Consider the following 16,610-nt stretch of genomic DNA (forward strand, 5'->3'; position numbering starts at 1 on the left):
CCTGTATAGCGATTGCGAGAGGCCTACTCTCATCTTTTGTGCAGCATAACTTCCTTGTGTGCTTACGCACACTTTGGTTGTTTTCGTGGCACACAATCATCTGCATACCTCACTATGTATGCTTGTCCCTTACACTGTTTCCTTACCCTTTTCTCAAACCATAGGTCGAGGACATAATGGAGGTATACATTGGCTAATATCGGAGATATTACTCCACCTTGCGGTGTGCCATTGTCTGTTTTATATTGCTTACCTTCCTCCATGTATCCACCTTTAAGAAACCTACCAATTATCCTTAGTAGGTTAGGGTCGGCGATTCGCAGTTTTAGGAACTCCATCATCCATGTGTGGTCAACATTGTCGAAGAAACCTTTGATATCTACATCTACTACATAATTTACTGTCCTCTTTTCAATATAGTAGTTCAGTATTTTCAAAGCATCATGGCAGTTGCGATTTGGATGGAATCCAAAGGAACAATCTAGAAAATCATTTTCATAAATGGTATTTAGTATCTTTGTTATGCCTTTTTGAACAATTTTATCTTCATGTTCAGGTATTCCCAATGGTCTTTTCTTGTCTGAATTGAGTTTTGGAATATACATTCTCCTTACTGGAACAGGACGATAACTTTTGCTTTTAAGCCTACATACTAAATCCTCTATGTTTTCTTCCAAACTCTCACCATATTGCTCTTTGGTTGTACCGTTAATCCCAGCTGCCCTCTTATTAGGAAGTTCAAGATGACATTTGACTAATGCTTCCTTATTTAAAAGATGTGCTAGAGATGTAAATTTCATTTTAGGATCAGATTTTGCTAATTCTGCTATCCTTAGTAGTTTTGTTTCCATTTATTATACCTACCTCTGCGTGTAGTAAATGTGTCCCTAGTAAGGGTGATAACTGGTAGCTAGCCTTTCCTCCATCGGCATTACCCAACTTCATTGGTACTACGCTGCTATCCTACTCCCTAACGGCATTTGGTTTCCTTGCTTGTTATCGCTTGTACACCATACTCTTCTAAAAAAAAGAAAAGACCGGTAGGGTCTCCCGAGTTGCCGTATCATTTCAATGTGTAACGTGCCAAGGTCTCTGACTCCAGAGAGGTTTCATCCTTCTTGCCATTAACAAAGGATAAAATGTAGCTTTCTGCTGTGCGAAAGGCATCAGCCCTCTCGATTTACTAACATTATGGAGCTCAATCCCTTCAACCATTTGGCTTTCGGCCCGCCATCTAACTGTCTACGCTTAAAGACTAAAGTTACCTTTAGCCCTCCAAGACTCGCTACGAGCGAATGGCTAGTTCTTACTCGACGGGAATCCCACCCGCTATATGATACGACCTAGGCTCGGCCGCACTCGCCCCCGTTAGCTTAAGTATAATCCTTCACAATCTTCGTTGAAAAACTATACTAAAACTATAAATTACTATTTAACAAAATCCCCACTTGTTCCGCCACGATTTGAGTTGGTTCAGATAATCCATTAGTGAACCACGCTTCTACTATCTCTACAATGGCTGCTCTAAAAAATTTAAGAATGAAATCCTTACTTAATCCTTGATTTTTCCCTTCGGTTACATCTACTTCACCCTACTATATATTATCCTTAAATTATTCATTAGCAGTTTGCTTTCTTTTCTACTTAACGTTCAATTCATTCAAGTTAATTAACAAATAACTGAATGACTTCATACATTATGTTAAAAACTGGAGTGTTCCCTCATGGCGAGATGGATTAACGTATCTACATCGAAACATCAATTAAAACTTTTTGATGGAAATAGGCTGATAAAAACTTACCCAATTGCAGTAGGAAAAATATTGTCACCAACACCTTCTGGGACATACAAGATAATCAATAAACAACGTAATCCCGGTGGACCATTTGGAGTTCTTTGGATGGGATTGTCAAAACCTCATTACGGTATACATGGAACTAATAACCCAGCTTCAATCAGTAAGAATGTCTCCCATGGCTGTATTAGGATGTTTAATCATGATGTTCTAGATTTATCCTCTAGAGTTACGATTGGTACTAGTGTTGTAATTCATAAATAACTATGTTATTTTGCTAGTGGACGCTATCCAATAAAAAATTAGAAGCTTTCAATAAAAATGGAAATTTACTTAATGAGGCGAATTAACTTTTTTTAAAATAAGGACTCCCTTCTAGGAAGTCCACTGCATGCAATAACCCTTCGGTTAAAGGATGACTTTACTTAATTCTAATCTCTTGTTTTGGAGCCATGATTGTCGTGATCAACGGTAACTCCCTCCGCCATGTTGTCCAGCGCTCCGCCAGCAACAGCACTTGCAACACTACCAAATGGATCAAGAGCAGAAGCCATTTTATCACCAGTAAAAGCACCTACACCAGTTCCTACTGCCTCGCCAGCATCATTATCGATACGATTGCGTTGGTTTTTATCAGCCACTCATCTCACTCCTTATCTAAAATAGGCATGTGCTTTCCAGCACAATCCCGTAACATATTTTGCCCTATTAGGACAGATTTACTCGAAGCTTAAATGAGTTCTTAAACCGTTGCAACTCTAACTGATCCTTCACCGTTGTACAAAAAGAAAAGCAGCCACAATGACAGCTTAGGTATTGAACTCTTGCACCCTTTAGTTGAAGAAGAAATTTATTCTATGCGGGGTCTCTACACTCATATTTTTCACTTTGGTCGTACTTTCTAACATAATAATTTTTTACTTCCCATTTACCTTCTGTTTCCCAATCTTTATGTATTGTAACAGTAAATATATCCATAAATTTATGGGAACCTGTAAATGTAACAAATTCTAACTTCACCTCGAAGAGCCACGACCCAGGATGTTGAAGTTTTTTTATTGCTATTACTCTTTGACAAAAAGCTCCGATAGTATAGGTTGTTCCATAGTAATCTTCAATTGCTTCATAGGTAGGCTTTTCTAAAAGGTCAATTACAGCATCCTCCAATAAATTTTCCCTTGTAGCCTTTGTGTTTGTTGGAAGGTCTGCATATACGGTTGTCGTAGTAAAGATAATAATTCCAAATAGTAACTTTGTGACTACTGTTTTCATTCAATCACCCAGTTTTTTTGCCTTTATTTTTCCCTCCAATTTACATTTCATTCTTCAACTAAACTGCTTCGTTAGCTGAATAAGCAAAAATAGAGTTGCTACGGCAACTCCTAATCTTGAACTATAGCACCCGGTAATTGAAGAACGAATAATTAAATCCTAATTACACCTCTGATTGGGGATTATTTTTGATAATTGATTTTTTCACTATGTACTGATAGCCATAAATAAAAATTGCCAAGCATCCACACAAGAATACACAACTAATCATAGCTTATCTAAAAGAGTATTAAAAAGAGGAGGAAGAAGTTGTTGGAGGGTAATGATCATAATCAAAAGCATAAGTCGAATAGAGAAATGGACCCTTTTTCAAGATTAATGTTTGGAAACCGTAAACCTAGAGAAACTTACAAAGAAAGCGAAAATAATTCACAAGAAATTCTGGAACAAAAAGAACAATTATCTTTCGAAACCAGATCAAATCATAACGATGATGATTGGTTTTTTGGACGTAGAAGAAAGGAACCTGTATCGGGTAATCAAAACAGGCAGAAACAGACTCAAAACACTCAGAATCAAATAGAAAATTTCATTAAAAATGTTGATATTGAATTGCTTATGGAAACCTTTGATACCATAGTCACTACATCTAAACAATTTAAACCATTAATGAAAGAAGTAGCACCTTTCTTTAGTAAAATTAATAATAAATTTAAAAAGTAGTTTCTTTCCTTAAGAATAGAGTTTTTTATTTATTGGCTATAATAAATTTTATTGTTGATTTTCGACAAGTCGTGGTGCCAAAATTCTTAAATTACTTTAATCAGCAATTGTCCCATGTAGTTTTATTTTGGGTGCATAGGTTATTATTAACCCCTCCGACGCAAAAAGTGTTTGCGTTTACATTTAGATGTATTGCTGACGTTTTTATTGTGTACAAAAGATAAAATAAAAAAGCACTTTTTAGGGGCTTGGCTTTAACAATAAGCACTTGTCCCATTCAGATTTATTCTGAGTGCATATGATATTATTAAGCCCGCCAGCCTATTTAAAGACCTCCGAAGAGGCGTTTGCATGTATTGCAGACGCTTTTTTATTTTTAGAAATTGTTTAAGGAAATCGCTGATTTTTTTCAGACAAGAAGATATTTGTCCAATCAAGCCTTGTCTTAAGAAAATATATATACATAGTAAAAGTATTTTTCAAATGAATTTTCCAATAAAATGGTGGTGAAAGAATATGTGGGGATCATGTGGATACGGCGGTGGCTACGATGGCGGTGACTACGGCGGCGGTTATGGCGGCGGTAGCAGCTTTGTATTAATCGTTGTATTGTTCATTCTATTGATTATCGTTCTTGCCGTGGTTTAATAAACCATACGGTAGATTTGGGCTAAGTAAAATCCTATGTAAGCAAGGACTGGAGGTGTTATAAATGAGTGAAGGGCATAGACACGAAGAACATAGACACGAAGAACATAGAAACGGTAGGACGTTAGTCGTTGTATTGTTCATTCTACTGATCATTGTAGGAACTTCTTTTATGAGTAGCTACTAAATTGTACGGAACAAAGGGCAGGGTAAGTTAAACTGCCCTTTGTTATAGAGAGAATTCTGAAATGAAAAGAGGGTGAATTAAATGCCATTTTTTGGATTTGACCGAAGAGATCGGTTTTTTCGTGACGACTTTAGACGAAGACGATTTTTCCCCATTGAAATTGAAATCGAGCGAAGAAGACGGAGACGGAGACGGTTTTTCCCTATTGAAATCGAAATCGAAATCGAGAGAAGAAGGCGGTTTGAAATCGAGAGAAGAAGAAGACGCGGATTCTAATTAAGCAAATGATTTAAACCGTGTTTCCATAGGCCTACGGGCCTTTTTTTATAGAGAAAGAACATCTGTTGTGAAAAAAAACCCCACATTTAATTTTTTGCAAATGGTTTATTGCATGAAACTCCCGTTTTATCCTCCGGAATTATAATTAAGAAAAAAGAGCTGCCTATGGTAACGCCACGATCTTTAACTAAAGCTACCCGTTAGTTTAAGTGCAACTTTTCACAAACTTCACAAACCCCAACTGATAATGGCAATGACATCGGAATCGTTAAATTACCTTTGTTTTTTGTCAATTAAAATCGAAATTACTTCTTGGAATTTCTTTTTATCTTTTTCGCTGTTTAGCACTTTTTCAAGATTTACTGCACCAATAACATAGCGAATTTCTCTATTTTCTAAAAAAAGGCTTGTATGTTTAGAAAAGAGTTCCCGAAACCACTGTTCATTTCTAAGTAGCTTTAAATTCTGGTTTGTTTTTTCTTCTGTCACTTGACTATCTTTTCCTCCCAAAAGTATAAGCAAGCTTTCTATCATTTCACTAAGCATTCGAATCATCTCCTAAAAAATTGTACTTTTCTTTAATACGTTTGAGAAAATTAGAAGTTCCAAATAATTGAAAAAATTAAATTCCCCTTATTATAGAAACCTGCCCCGTTACTTGAATAAGAAAAAGGCTTTTCTCCTGTTAAAGTAAAGCACCCCGATAGTTCAGGTAGAAAACTTGACAATTTTTGCTTTATAATGAGACATAGGGCTATGCAATCCACTTATTAAACAAGGTGAGGTGGAAGTCATACAGAGTTTTTCGGGGCACGATAAGGTTACAACTGGATTTATTCCCAACTTAGAGGTTGGTTAAGGCATCCGCTTGTTGAATTAGAATCTTTGCTTCAGGAAATTCTTAAAACAAGGCTATACATTTATTAGAGACAGGATCTATTATTAATTTGATTTCAGATCAGAAATGTTTTTGATGTACTCATAAAGTCATATATATATAGGAGGATACAAATGGATATTCATGATTTCTTAGAGTATTTGAACCAAGGTAAAGTAGTTGAGGGCGGTTCGGAAATACACCAGATGATGCATAAAGTCTCACAAGAAGCATTGAAATTAACTTCCGAGCTAAACGGACAATACCATACCCCTGAAGAAATTCGGGAACTATTTTCTCTGTTGATAGATAAGAACGTAGATAATACTTTTGCTATGTTCCCTCCTTTCTATACGGACTGTGGGAAGAACATCACTGTTGGCAAAAACGTCTTTATCAATTCGGGCTGCCGTTTTCAGGATCAGGGCGGCATTACAATTGGTGATGGAGTTCTTATCGGGCACAATGTCGTGCTGGCGACCCTAAATCATGATATTAATCCGAAAAATCGCAGCACCATGCATCCTGCACCAATTGTAATCGGTAAAAATGTCTGGATTGGAGCAAATGCCACTGTCTTACCTGGTGTGACCATCGGTAATGGGTCCATCATTGCTGCGGGTGCAGTTGTGACCAAGGATGTTCCTGCAAATGTCATTGTCGGTGGAGTGCCTGCTAAAATTATCAAAAATATTGAAACCGATTAAGGGTAATCCTTCGGTTTTTTTAGTCGATTTTTCGTCATCTTCCTACCAAGGAGGATGATTTCCACCTTTGTTAGGAAACTCACATAAACTACCCCCGTTTACTCAAAGTTATGAGGTACGAGAACCCGTTAGCAAGTTCCTTTATATCAGTAGTTAACGCCTTTGCCTAGAGATATTTTTGTTTTAATTCCTTTTTGGAACACTTTTTTTCCCGTTAAAAGAACTTGGTGAAAATAACCGTCCACTTCAATGATCACTTTTATCACGACTGATTGCTAATCAGCCTTATAGCTTCAAGTTTTATTTCTTAAACTAACCTGCACCTTTACTTCAATAAGCAGTAGGAGCTGTCGTCCCAACAACTCCTTATTTCACTATTGCACCCCGTTACTTCAATAAGAATATCAAAAAACTTTGGACATACAAAAGAAAAAATTGACTTGTAAATGTTAGCAATCTAACATCAAGATAATAAATAAAATATTTAAAAGTGGAGGCTATTATGGATAACTTCAGGCTGTTTTCAAATTGGTTAAATCTAGTCTTAGAGCAAGAGATCCCAAAAGGAATAAAAGCATTCAATTTTAACTTATACGAGGGCGAGAAAGACACCTTCGATATACAGTTAATTGGTTCAGATGAATTTGATGAAGACGACTCCGATTGGGCTTGCACTGAATATTTTACTTCTGAAGAAGACATTTGCTATATAAAAAGAACAGATGAAATTGAACATTGGGAACAGGGTCTTAGTTACATTACAAAGTTAGTCAAGCGTTATCTTCAGGAAGGAGAGTATGCAAACATCCTGAAAAATGTCACGGCAATTGGAATTGGCTTTGTAGATGGGGATATTGAAATTCTATACCGTTCTTAAACAAAGAAATATTATTTATGGAAATTTTAAGCCTGTTTCAATTATTTCGCAGTAATGTTTGAAAACAGGCTTAAATTTCACTAACGCCCCAGTTAGCTCAACAAGATATATTGTTTTTCTTTAGTGTTGAACGTATTTCGTAACCAAAATTACTTGGAAAGATTTCAACAAAACCTATTTTACCTTCATAAACTTCGATTGTTCCTATTTCTTCAAATGAAAAACCTTCTAGTTTATCCTCATTTTCTTCATATTCTGCAAGATAAACTGAACCACAATCAGGTTCACCACATTCACAAAGTCCCTTAATTCGAAGATTATCAACTTGGTTTGCTAATTCAAATCGGGATTTACTAATAAAATACTCTTTAATCTTGTTTGCCAATGAGGTAAAACATCTATAAGCAACAGGTAATTCCCCAAAATACCAACACCTTTTTTTACTGATTTATTGTTATTTTAATTGTTATTTTAACAGTTGTTCTTCTTCAACTAAACTGCTTCGTTAGCACAAAAAGAAAAAAGACCGCCGTAGCGATCACTTCTTTAACTCTTGCCCCCGTTAGTTCATTAGTCTTAGAAAATTTTAATTTTTATATCTTTATTGTTTTTTTAGTTGTATCTCAATTCTTTTTGCCAAGTCAGATGATACCTTATTTAAATACTCCATAACTTTCTTTCGAATATGATCGGATATGACTATCAAGTCGCTAGCTAAATTTTCTACAAGATGTTCTTTTTCTATAGGAGATAACATCATATAGAATTCACCAGCCTGCACAAAATCATCATGCTTTGTTATAGAAGTTCTTTCTAGTTTCCCTTCAACATATCTTCCATCACCACTTGTAATTTGTTTAGCTGGTGTCCAATTTTGCTGTTGGTTAACCGGTAATTTACGAAATTCAGCCCCAATTCTTCTTCTTTGAGAATCACTATAAATATTGGCACGGCCCTGCAGTATTTTATCATCAGATAATTCTGCGCCGTCTAGTAAATTTGACGGGGAAAAGCCGACCTTTTCTACTTGTTCCATATAATTATCAGGATTTTTAGTTAATACCATTTTGCCTACTGGTATTATAGGATACTCTTTTTCATCCCATATTTTTGTATCGTCTAATGGATCATAAGAATGATTTGCATCATCCTTTAGGTCCATGAGCTCGACATATAAGCCATATTCAACCGGTTTACCAGCCGCAATCGCATCGTATAAATCTTTACCAGCGTAATCAGGATTTTCAGCGGCTAGTCTATTTGCTTCTTCACGACCAATGTATTGTACACCTTCAAATGGGTACCAATGGTATTTAACGTACTTTCTAATACCTTGAGCATTTATCCAAACATATGTATTTACACTATGTCCTGGAATGTGGCGAAAACTTTTTACCGTACCAGCATCCGAGTATAACCGTACAACAAAGTGAATCGATTCAGGCTCTCTTGCTACAAAGCTCCAAAACCTATCAGGATCAATTAAATTATTTTTTGGTGAAGGTAAAAGTGCTTTAATAAATTCCGGAAATCGTATCGCATCACGAACAGAAAAGACAGGAATGTGATTACACAAAAGGTCAAAAACGCCTTCTTCTGTATAAAATTTTGTAGCAAAACCACGCACATTTCTAGATGTATCTGGTGTTCCTTTCGTACTGACAGCTAACGAAAAGCGAACCATAACAGGAACTTTCTGATTAGAATTTTGTAAAAAGCTCAGTTTTGTATGTTCGGACATCGAATATATCGTTTGAAAATAACCAAATGCACCAGATCCTTTTACATGAACAGGTCTTTCTAAAATCTTTTCATGAATAAACTCTTTTAAGGACTCGTGGAGTACAATATCTTGTTCCAGTACAGGTCCTCTAGAGCCGACTGTCTGTGAATTAAGTTTAGCTGACTCATCATTATTCCATTTGGAGAGGTCTCTATATAACTTTTTTCTTTCATTATAGTCTTCTTCTGATAAAGCTTGCCTCTGTTTAGAATCTTTTTCATTCATTATAATGGCCTCCAAAATTCATTTCCCATCAATTATTACTTAATATGATTTTTAAGCCTCGAATATGTATCTTCACTTTTATTTTCAACATTTAATGCATTGATAAAAACAAAAAAACTACCTCTCTATGCTTCGGTTAGTTTTTGAAATTTCATTATACGGTTTTCTGATGTCCGATAATAAAGGATAGCAGACATTAACACCAGGAATTAAAGATTCTAATGTCCTCTAGGGCTTAACCAAAAAGGATTTTATTATTTCCGCAAAGTTTACATGTAAAAGTTACAAGTATCTTGAGGTTACAGGTTATACAGAATATGGCCCAATTGTTGAACAAAGGTCAAACAGCACTCTTCAACTATCCTGCCCTGTTAGTACAACAAGAAAAAGAGACCGCCGCAGCGATCCCATCTTAAGCTCTTGCACCCGTTAGTTCCATAAGAAAATGAACAAAAAAGGGTAGAATCAGATATTGTATCTGTTTTTCTACCCTTTTATTTTTCAAACTAATTAAAGTTTACTTGGCTATTAATAAAATTGCTTGATTCTAGTTTTTATAGCATTTGTTTTTATTTATTGTTGTTTTGTTTCATGATGTAGTGGTGGTGGAACTAGCCAACCCTTATCTTTCATGATTTGCAATAATGCTGCTCCATCTATTGCTTTTTTTGCACCCATTTGACCAAATAATAATCCAACATCTTCACGAATTGATTGACTGGCACCTTGTCCGCATGCTACAACCCCAGCTGCAATATCAGCAGCTACCATATAAGCTATTTGAGCATCTTGTAATCTTGCTCCAACTGGAATCTGTTCGAGATCAGCTTCAGGTCGTTCTGCTGGTGTAGGTGGAACTGCGATATCGTTTTGTAGTAACACTTCTTCTATATTTTTGATAGAAGGTTTGATGGATGATTCAATTACTTGTTTTAAAAACGCTTTTAATTCTTGATCACCTGTATGGTTTATAAAGACTTGATATCCATCTAGTGCAGCTTTCGCGACTGATAAAGCGCTCCATAAACCAAAGACTTCTCCATAATGCAAAGGTTCATCTTGAGGATTTCCACTTAAAATTCCCATAATTATTTTACTTCCCTTCGTTAATAAATTCATACTATTCTCCTTTTCATAGAATAGGTACAAATGATATTCTTTAACAAAGGAATAGAAATTATGCTAAAAGGTTTTTTATATTATGGGTTTATTTACCTTGGTTCTTAGTTAACTAAACTGCAACGTTAGCACAATAAGCAATAAGAGCTGCCGTATCGACAACTCCCAATTCAGCTATCGGACCCGTTAGCTTAATAAAGATAGCCTAAAAAATCTAGATCTCCTTCGCTCCAACCAGACTTACCAACTTCTTTAATCATTAATCCATCAATTACTTCATAACCTATATCCCTTGTAATTTGACTTATATGGTCAATTTTTAACCATTTACATTTGTTCGTAACTGACTTGTACCCATTTTTTAAATACAACGTTTTGTTGTCAGCAAATAACAATAAAAAATCAATATTTCTATTGCAACAAAACTGTTCAATTTCTAAAAGTAACATCGAACCTATCCCCTGTGAGCGAGTGTTTTGGGTGACACATAAATCAATTAGACCAAGCACTCTTATAGGATTTCCGTTAAGATTCATCACTCTGTAATCTATTCCTACCTGTCCTACAAGTTGATTTTTGTCATTAAAAACTACAAATCTAAAATGAGGTAATTGTTTGAAATAAATTCTGTTTTTTGGAAAGTCTTCTTGAAAACATTCGCTTAACAATTCTTGTATATTTGAAGTTAAATCATTACCTATTTCATAATCAAATACCATATCTATCTTCACATTATCTTCTCCAATTATCTTGATTAGAGCAGCCCCTCTAGTCTTAAACTAACGCCCCCGTTAATGCAATAAGAACCGAGTATATTAGCTAGTTTACCAAAAGTAATAAATCTGTTTAATTTTTTATTCGGCATGGTTGCGGAATCATTTAAGAATAAATGATGTCAGTCAGAAATGGAACGACTACTCCCAAGAGAAGCAAAGCAATGACGACGAAAAGGACCGTTCCAGCTATTGGTAGAATCCATTTTCTTTTCTTGTAGTATTGGTACCAGTAATTAACCCCCCAGATTAGCAGCAGTGTAATAAAAGAAGAGAATTGGACACCGTTAAAGCTGGGTATTGGGCTGATATTTACCACAGAAAAAAATGCGACAAAACCGATACATCCGAGTAAGAGCCAATTGACAGTATGCACGACAATATTATAAATGTCATAATTGTTTTTCATTGAATCTCCACCCTTCCCATCTGAATTTAAATAGCAATGCTTATTGAACAACCCTGCTTCTATAGTTTAAGTGTAATTATTCACAATCAACTTAAATATCCTATGAGTTACTTTGTTACTGAAACCACATTGAATTTTTACTTATTTCCAGATCCGCTTTACTTCTATTAGTTTTGTTCTATTAAAAGTTAGTTTATAAATATCTGGCATATTAAGTGCTTTCCAAAAACTAAAACCATATTTTTTATCAAAATAATTCATTATTAGTACCATGATATTACCGTGTGTTCCTAATACAATGTTTTTTCCTTCATACCTATCTAAAACCTTTATAGTTGCTTCAAAGCCTCGTTTCTGTGCAATAATATTGGATTCTCCTCCTTCCCAAGAAAAGGTAGGTTCTTCCCAAACTTTAGTGATAGCCAAATCAAAATTCTCGATAGGAACTTCAGACAATATCCGTTCCTTAAAATCACTCTCAATAATAACTTCCTTACCTGTAAAATCTGTAACTCCTTCGACTGTTTGAACTGCCCTTTTATATGGACTTGAAATCACATAATCTATATTTTCTTTTTTAAAAATTTGAGTAATTTTTTCTGCGTCAGCCTGACCTTTTTCTGAAAAAGGTCTTTTTAATTCATAAGGTGTATACGTTGAATGAGCGTGTCGTACAAAATACAAGTTAGTTAGCAAATTTGTCCTCTCCCTATACCTTTCTTTCTATAAAAGGATAAATTCAACATCAGTAATGATTTTCCTTCTTCAAGTAACCTGCTCATTAGTTTAAGTGTACCATTTCACAATATATTTCTGAGATCTACTTGATGTTCGGATAAAAAAATAGACCATCGAAATGATGGTCTTGTTGAACTAAAGCACCTGTTAGTTTAAGTACAATTCCTCACAATCTTGCTATTACAAATAAAAAAAGAGTTGCCGTAGCAACTCCTTTCTCAGCACCTGAACCCTTGGTTAATAAGAAAAAAGAATGTCTGATGTAACTTTCATTCAAATTCAAATTTTACAGGTCTTAAAAATAAATCTTTTAATGTTTCTTTTGCATTTTTATTTTCGAATATTATCTCATATAAAGCATTACAAATTGGAAGTTGAACGTCATATTGTATGGATAATTCTCTTAGTGCCTCTACGGTTGCAACACCTTCTGCTAATTTCCCATAGCTTTCTCCTTCAACTAATACTTGTCCAAATTTTCTATTATGACTATGTACTGAGAATAATGTTGCCTCAAAGTCACCTAAATGACTTAATCCATATACAGTTACATCATTTCCTCCCATTGCTCTAACTAATCGAGAAATTTCTCTTGTCCCCCTTGCCATAAGTGATCCTTTTAAACTGCTATAATTTAAGCCATCTAACATTCCTGCTGCTATACCCATAACATTTTTTGCAGCAGCTCCAATTTCATTTCCAATAAGGTCTTGTCCATAGTAAAACCTAATTAAATCACTATTCAACTCTTGTACGATTTTTTTAGTTACTTCAGTATGTTCAGAACCTATAACCATACAATTAGGTATATTATTCATAAAATCTTGTACGTGTCCTGGTCCTACCCATACTGCTGTATTTATATTTTTTCCAACCTCTTCACCAAATACTTGAGAAAGTCTTTTTCCACTATTAGCTTCTAATCCTTTCATACATAAAATGAATGTTTTACCTTGTAATTCATTAATTCTGCTTAATTGATTTGCAAATGAACGTAATTCTTGAGCACTAATAGAAATGATAATCATTTCAGCAAATGATATTGCTTTTTCTAATGAACTACTTAGTTCTATTTCATCTGGTAATTGAAGGTAATCATTTTTTCTGGTTTCTATTAATCCAGCGAAATTCTTTGAATCTTCTCGCCCCCAGAGCATTACATTATGTCCGACATTATTAACATACCAAGCCAAAAAAGTTCCCCAACGTCCACATCCTAAAACTGAAATATTCATTATTTCACCCTCATCTTTTTTCTTCAATCTCTATTTAATATTTGCTCTGTTTAGAAAAAGGTCACCACTATTTTTAAGATGACATCTAGTTTATATTCGACTAACTTAACAAAATAACCTTCCTCTGTTGCAGACCGTAAACATTCCTTATAGAACTATCCTGCCCCTTTAGTTGCATAACAAAAAGGTTGCTTCAGCAACCTCCCTTAATGAACTAAAACCCCCGTTAGTGCAATAAAAAATTCTATTTTAATGCCTTTATCTTTCAGTTTCGTAATCATTAATGATTACTTCTATAATATTACATTGTTCATCTGCGACTGCTTTGTTAGATTGTTTATTATAGTTGTAGGTTATTAAAGCCTTCCATAAAGCCCAACCTCTTGCTCTATTCCAAGTTTCTGCATCAAAATTCAATGCATTCTTAAATGTCTTTCTGCTACTATCATCAAAAAAAGTCCAAGCCATTGCAGCATCGCAAGAAGGGTCTCCTACTCCCAATATCCCAAAATCAATAACCGCACACAATTTACCATTTTCAATTAATATATTTCCTGGGGCTATGTCACCGTGGACCCAAACTGGTTCACCAGCCCACTTTGAAGTTAATGCCAATTCCCAAATTTCTTTCAATAGGTGTTTATTAAAAGTATTTACATTATTATTAATGGCATCTCTACACTCATCATCGTATACAACAATATCCCCGCCTCTATAAAAATTATGTTCGCCAGCTAAGGGACCTTCACTGGCTTCAATAGATTGTAATTCAACTAAAAATTTCCCCAAATCATTTGCAAATTGATTTGAATCATCTATATTTTCTAAAGTTAATGTTTCTCCATCCAACCATTTGTTGACTGACCAAGGATGTGGGTAATCCTCACTTGGTTCTCCTTTAGCTAATGGTTCAGATATTGGTGTAGAAAGATGCTTGGCTAAAATGGGTAACCATTTTTGTTCTTTTTCAACTTGGGGTACATAGGCTTCATCACTTGGTAACCTAACGCTCATACTGTTGCCTAAGTGAAAAGTTTTATTATCATTTCCACTTTTTTTAACAGGCTTTATTTCCAAATTAGACCACTCTGGAAATTGGCTATTTATTAACTTCGATACTAAATCTACGTCGATTTTTATCATTTAATTTCTCCCTATAATTATATTTATTCATCACCCAAAACCCAGTTACAGTCACAAATTTATTTGATAAACGCATCCTTATCAACCCCTTTAATTTGATTACATTTAATGTACCATATACTTACTACTACAATGACTTCTTATTCCACTATCCTGCACCGTTAGCACAATAAGCAGCAGGACATCCTGTTAATTTAATGGACCAATCACCTCAAGGCATTTTCCATTATACGCGTCCATCCTAACGGTTGGTTCTTCTCCATTTTTAGTTTTCAGTGTTACACTCAACTCGCGTTGATTAGTGAATTGATTAAAATAACCACTCTTTGTATTAATAGACAATTTCTCCAATGTAATGTCTTGAAAATTAATATCAACGGCTTTTATTCCCACTTTTTTTGGTGGAACGTTCAAACACAAAACTGCATAACCTGTGGCTTCATCAGTTGTCAATATTGGCTTTTGGTATACATATGCAATCCAAATGATAAGAAAAACTAAAATGCGGAAAACTTCTTTCTTCAAATTTGTGCCCTTTAACACATTTCAATCACCCTATCCAATATCGTATAAAAATGTAATTCGACAACCCCTCCAAAATTCCTGCCTTATTGATGACAGATAGGTAAGGGTTTGAAGTTATCGCCCCCTTTTCCCCCTGCTCGCACCGTAGGTGCAACTTTCATCGCATACGGCGCTCCAACTAGTCCAATTCATTCAATTCTATGTATTTAATGAAGAGAAGTATATTTCCAAATCAGATTGTATCATTTTTGCATTGTTTACGAAGTTCATTGAGCTTTTCTTTTTGCTTATTGTTTAATTGTAAAGCATTAAGTAAAGACTTGATTTTATCAATATCTTTCAGGTGTACGAGTCGGTGAACGCCTTCATGTAACACTATCAAGTTTGAATAGCTATCATCTTTTGAAAGGTGATAGGGATTTTTATGATGACAGTGCCAGTCATTAAAGCCAAGTTCAATTCCTGAAACAGCACATCTTCCATATTGGGCAATGAAACGACTAATGCGATTATCGTTATATTCAATCGTGCGGTTTGGAATAAAGTTTTTCATGACATAACTTAGTACATTTTTGTTAATCGCCTTCAGGGTTTTGTGTATCTTTGCTCTGCCGTTGGCAGTGTAATTACAGATGTCTTGAGAAAAACAAAGATTCGTTTTATGCCGTTGGGCATAGATAGGGACAAAAACCATTTCCCTTATCTTATAAAACCTTGGTTCATAGCCCTTGTAGCGTTTTTGTAATGTAGTAGTCATATCGGAAAATTTCGCTTCTGTTCTAAGATTCTTTAGTCGATTATATAAGGTCTTGCCAAGGTAGGAGGTCAACTTACTTAGATTATTTGTGATTTGTGTAGCTGCTGAATAGTAATTTTGAATACCCATTACAACTGTATTGTAATGCCATACTGTTTCTATACATGGTTTCTTTTGAATCGCTTTAATAGCTTCTTTAATTTTGATGAATGCATTCGATTTTGCTTTCTTGGTCATGTTCGATTGAGCCACGTAACCCATTCTTGTCTTGCCTTTTCTTACGGCTCGAACTGAAAACCCAAGGAACTCTGAAGAGTTCTTCTTTAGATTTAAGACATTTGACTTCTCTTCACTGGTTTCAAGATGTAACCTAGTTTTTAAAAAGTCTTTGATGACGTAATTCATTTTAATCGCTTGTGACCGAGTGCGGCATAAGACTTTGAGGCAAGTAGACCACTGGAACCTCCCCAGCAGCCCCTCTTAGAACCGGACGTGAACCTCTCGGCTCATCCGGCTCCCATTATTCAGCCGTTGGCT

General features: G+C 35.1%; 21 protein-coding genes and 1 pseudogene. 7 read left to right on the forward strand and 15 right to left on the reverse strand.

Going from position 1 to position 16,610, the window contains the following annotated elements; genetic code table 11:
* Window positions 1-62 precede the first annotated feature (62 nt).
* Both BLR86_RS25040 and BLR86_RS26345 read right to left on the reverse strand, forming a co-directional pair.
* Complete coding sequence (locus BLR86_RS25040; RefSeq protein ID WP_217642432.1) at window positions 63-851, reverse strand: reverse transcriptase domain-containing protein; 789 nt, start codon at window positions 849-851, stop codon at window positions 63-65.
* A gap of 567 nt (window positions 852-1,418) precedes the next feature.
* Window positions 1,419-1,547 (reverse strand): annotated as a pseudogene (locus BLR86_RS26345) (TetR-like C-terminal domain-containing protein); the annotation flags it as partial.
* A gap of 177 nt (window positions 1,548-1,724) precedes the next feature.
* Between BLR86_RS26345 and BLR86_RS25045 the strand changes: the two are divergent.
* Window positions 1,725-2,060, forward strand: a complete 336-nt coding sequence (locus BLR86_RS25045) for a L,D-transpeptidase (protein WP_090768382.1) — start codon at window positions 1,725-1,727, stop codon at window positions 2,058-2,060.
* Between the two features lie 167 nt (window positions 2,061-2,227).
* Here the strand turns inward: BLR86_RS25045 and BLR86_RS25050 are convergent, their stop codons facing one another.
* Both BLR86_RS25050 and BLR86_RS25055 read right to left on the reverse strand, forming a co-directional pair.
* A complete protein-coding gene (locus BLR86_RS25050) occupies window positions 2,228-2,437 on the reverse strand; it encodes a hypothetical protein (RefSeq protein WP_090768385.1) in 210 nt (69 codons plus the stop codon).
* Window positions 2,438-2,651: 214 nt separating this feature from the next.
* Window positions 2,652-3,068: a DUF3888 domain-containing protein gene (locus tag BLR86_RS25055; protein WP_090768388.1), complete on the reverse strand. Its 417-nt coding sequence runs from the start codon at window positions 3,066-3,068 to the stop codon at window positions 2,652-2,654.
* Window positions 3,069-3,380: 312 nt separating this feature from the next.
* On the opposite strand from BLR86_RS25055, the gene BLR86_RS25060 reads away from it, so the two are divergent.
* The 4 genes from BLR86_RS25060 (at window position 3,381) to BLR86_RS25075 (ending at window position 4,902) form a co-directional block, all read left to right on the forward strand.
* Entirely contained in the window at window positions 3,381-3,791 is a 411-nt protein-coding gene (locus BLR86_RS25060) for a hypothetical protein (RefSeq protein WP_090768391.1), read from the forward strand.
* A gap of 516 nt (window positions 3,792-4,307) precedes the next feature.
* On the forward strand, window positions 4,308-4,439 hold the full coding sequence (locus BLR86_RS25065; protein ID WP_090768394.1) for a YjcZ family sporulation protein: 132 nt from the start codon (window positions 4,308-4,310) through the stop codon (window positions 4,437-4,439).
* Window positions 4,440-4,503: 64 nt separating this feature from the next.
* Window positions 4,504-4,626: a YjcZ family sporulation protein gene (locus tag BLR86_RS25070; protein ID WP_090768397.1), complete on the forward strand. Its 123-nt coding sequence runs from the start codon at window positions 4,504-4,506 to the stop codon at window positions 4,624-4,626.
* A gap of 81 nt (window positions 4,627-4,707) precedes the next feature.
* Window positions 4,708-4,902 (forward strand): hypothetical protein, encoded by a 195-nt coding sequence (locus tag BLR86_RS25075; protein WP_139185737.1) that lies wholly within the window; start codon window positions 4,708-4,710, stop codon window positions 4,900-4,902.
* Between the two features lie 276 nt (window positions 4,903-5,178).
* On the opposite strand, the gene BLR86_RS25080 is transcribed toward BLR86_RS25075, so the two are convergent.
* Window positions 5,179-5,451, reverse strand: a complete 273-nt coding sequence (locus BLR86_RS25080; protein ID WP_090768403.1) for a hypothetical protein — start codon at window positions 5,449-5,451, stop codon at window positions 5,179-5,181.
* 465 nt (window positions 5,452-5,916) lie between these two features.
* Between BLR86_RS25080 and BLR86_RS25085 the strand changes: the two genes are divergently transcribed.
* Together BLR86_RS25085 and BLR86_RS25090 are read left to right on the forward strand one after the other, a co-directional pair.
* The gene (locus BLR86_RS25085) at window positions 5,917-6,489 is read left to right on the forward strand and encodes a sugar O-acetyltransferase (RefSeq protein WP_090768406.1); all 573 of its coding nucleotides are present in this window, start codon (window positions 5,917-5,919) and stop codon (window positions 6,487-6,489) included.
* A gap of 502 nt (window positions 6,490-6,991) precedes the next feature.
* The gene (locus tag BLR86_RS25090) at window positions 6,992-7,366 is read left to right on the forward strand and encodes a hypothetical protein (RefSeq protein ID WP_090768410.1); all 375 of its coding nucleotides are present in this window, start codon (window positions 6,992-6,994) and stop codon (window positions 7,364-7,366) included.
* Between the two features lie 97 nt (window positions 7,367-7,463).
* Here BLR86_RS25090 and BLR86_RS25095 read toward each other — a convergent pair whose 3' ends face one another.
* From BLR86_RS25095 to BLR86_RS25140, 10 genes are all read right to left on the reverse strand, one after another.
* Window positions 7,464-7,751, reverse strand: a complete 288-nt coding sequence (locus BLR86_RS25095; protein ID WP_090768413.1) for a hypothetical protein — start codon at window positions 7,749-7,751, stop codon at window positions 7,464-7,466.
* 216 nt (window positions 7,752-7,967) lie between these two features.
* Window positions 7,968-9,374, reverse strand: coding sequence for a catalase (locus BLR86_RS25100; RefSeq protein ID WP_090768416.1), 1,407 nt, complete (start codon window positions 9,372-9,374; stop codon window positions 7,968-7,970).
* Between the two features lie 573 nt (window positions 9,375-9,947).
* A complete protein-coding gene (locus BLR86_RS25105; protein ID WP_175493051.1) occupies window positions 9,948-10,460 on the reverse strand; it encodes a DUF3231 family protein in 513 nt (170 codons plus the stop codon).
* Window positions 10,461-10,684: 224 nt separating this feature from the next.
* Complete coding sequence (locus BLR86_RS25110) at window positions 10,685-11,224, reverse strand: GNAT family N-acetyltransferase (RefSeq protein ID WP_090768422.1); 540 nt, start codon at window positions 11,222-11,224, stop codon at window positions 10,685-10,687.
* A 148-nt stretch (window positions 11,225-11,372) separates the two neighbouring features.
* Entirely contained in the window at window positions 11,373-11,675 is a 303-nt protein-coding gene (locus BLR86_RS25115; protein ID WP_090768425.1) for a hypothetical protein, read from the reverse strand.
* 141 nt (window positions 11,676-11,816) lie between these two features.
* On the reverse strand, window positions 11,817-12,371 hold the full coding sequence (locus BLR86_RS25120; RefSeq protein WP_090768428.1) for a histidine phosphatase family protein: 555 nt from the start codon (window positions 12,369-12,371) through the stop codon (window positions 11,817-11,819).
* Window positions 12,372-12,682: 311 nt separating this feature from the next.
* The gene (locus tag BLR86_RS25125) at window positions 12,683-13,675 is read right to left on the reverse strand and encodes an NAD(P)H-dependent glycerol-3-phosphate dehydrogenase (RefSeq protein WP_254782452.1); all 993 of its coding nucleotides are present in this window, start codon (window positions 13,673-13,675) and stop codon (window positions 12,683-12,685) included.
* 231 nt (window positions 13,676-13,906) lie between these two features.
* Window positions 13,907-14,791 carry an aminoglycoside phosphotransferase family protein gene (locus BLR86_RS25130; protein ID WP_090768434.1) on the reverse strand — a complete coding sequence of 295 codons (885 nt, stop codon included), beginning with the start codon at window positions 14,789-14,791 and terminating at the stop codon, window positions 13,907-13,909.
* Window positions 14,792-14,980: 189 nt separating this feature from the next.
* Window positions 14,981-15,316 carry a hypothetical protein gene (locus tag BLR86_RS25135; protein WP_217642433.1) on the reverse strand — a complete coding sequence of 112 codons (336 nt, stop codon included), beginning with the start codon at window positions 15,314-15,316 and terminating at the stop codon, window positions 14,981-14,983.
* A gap of 232 nt (window positions 15,317-15,548) precedes the next feature.
* On the reverse strand, window positions 15,549-16,478 hold the full coding sequence (locus tag BLR86_RS25140) for a hypothetical protein (protein WP_254782453.1): 930 nt from the start codon (window positions 16,476-16,478) through the stop codon (window positions 15,549-15,551).
* Window positions 16,479-16,610: the final 132 nt, after the last annotated feature.

Origin of the sequence: Bacillus sp. OK048 (assembly GCF_900103525.1) — a bacterium.
GTDB lineage: Bacteria > Bacillota > Bacilli > Bacillales > Cytobacillaceae > Neobacillus.

Coding starts and splice junctions, on each gene's coding strand:
- BLR86_RS25040 (WP_217642432.1), bottom strand. CDS start 851: ATGGAAACAAAACTACTAAGGATAGCAGAATTAGCAAAATCTGATCCT.
- BLR86_RS25045 (WP_090768382.1), top strand. CDS start 1,725: ATGGCGAGATGGATTAACGTATCTACATCGAAACATCAATTAAAACTT.
- BLR86_RS25055 (WP_090768388.1), bottom strand. CDS start 3,068: ATGAAAACAGTAGTCACAAAGTTACTATTTGGAATTATTATCTTTACT.
- BLR86_RS25065 (WP_090768394.1), top strand. CDS start 4,308: ATGTGGGGATCATGTGGATACGGCGGTGGCTACGATGGCGGTGACTAC.
- BLR86_RS25070 (WP_090768397.1), top strand. CDS start 4,504: ATGAGTGAAGGGCATAGACACGAAGAACATAGACACGAAGAACATAGA.
- BLR86_RS25075 (WP_139185737.1), top strand. CDS start 4,708: ATGCCATTTTTTGGATTTGACCGAAGAGATCGGTTTTTTCGTGACGAC.
- BLR86_RS25080 (WP_090768403.1), bottom strand. CDS start 5,451: ATGCTTAGTGAAATGATAGAAAGCTTGCTTATACTTTTGGGAGGAAAA.
- BLR86_RS25085 (WP_090768406.1), top strand. CDS start 5,917: ATGGATATTCATGATTTCTTAGAGTATTTGAACCAAGGTAAAGTAGTT.
- BLR86_RS25090 (WP_090768410.1), top strand. CDS start 6,992: ATGGATAACTTCAGGCTGTTTTCAAATTGGTTAAATCTAGTCTTAGAG.
- BLR86_RS25100 (WP_090768416.1), bottom strand. CDS start 9,374: ATGAATGAAAAAGATTCTAAACAGAGGCAAGCTTTATCAGAAGAAGAC.
- BLR86_RS25105 (WP_175493051.1), bottom strand. CDS start 10,460: ATGGGAATTTTAAGTGGAAATCCTCAAGATGAACCTTTGCATTATGGA.
- BLR86_RS25115 (WP_090768425.1), bottom strand. CDS start 11,675: ATGAAAAACAATTATGACATTTATAATATTGTCGTGCATACTGTCAAT.
- BLR86_RS25130 (WP_090768434.1), bottom strand. CDS start 14,791: ATGATAAAAATCGACGTAGATTTAGTATCGAAGTTAATAAATAGCCAA.
- BLR86_RS25140 (WP_254782453.1), bottom strand. CDS start 16,478: ATGAATTACGTCATCAAAGACTTTTTAAAAACTAGGTTACATCTTGAA.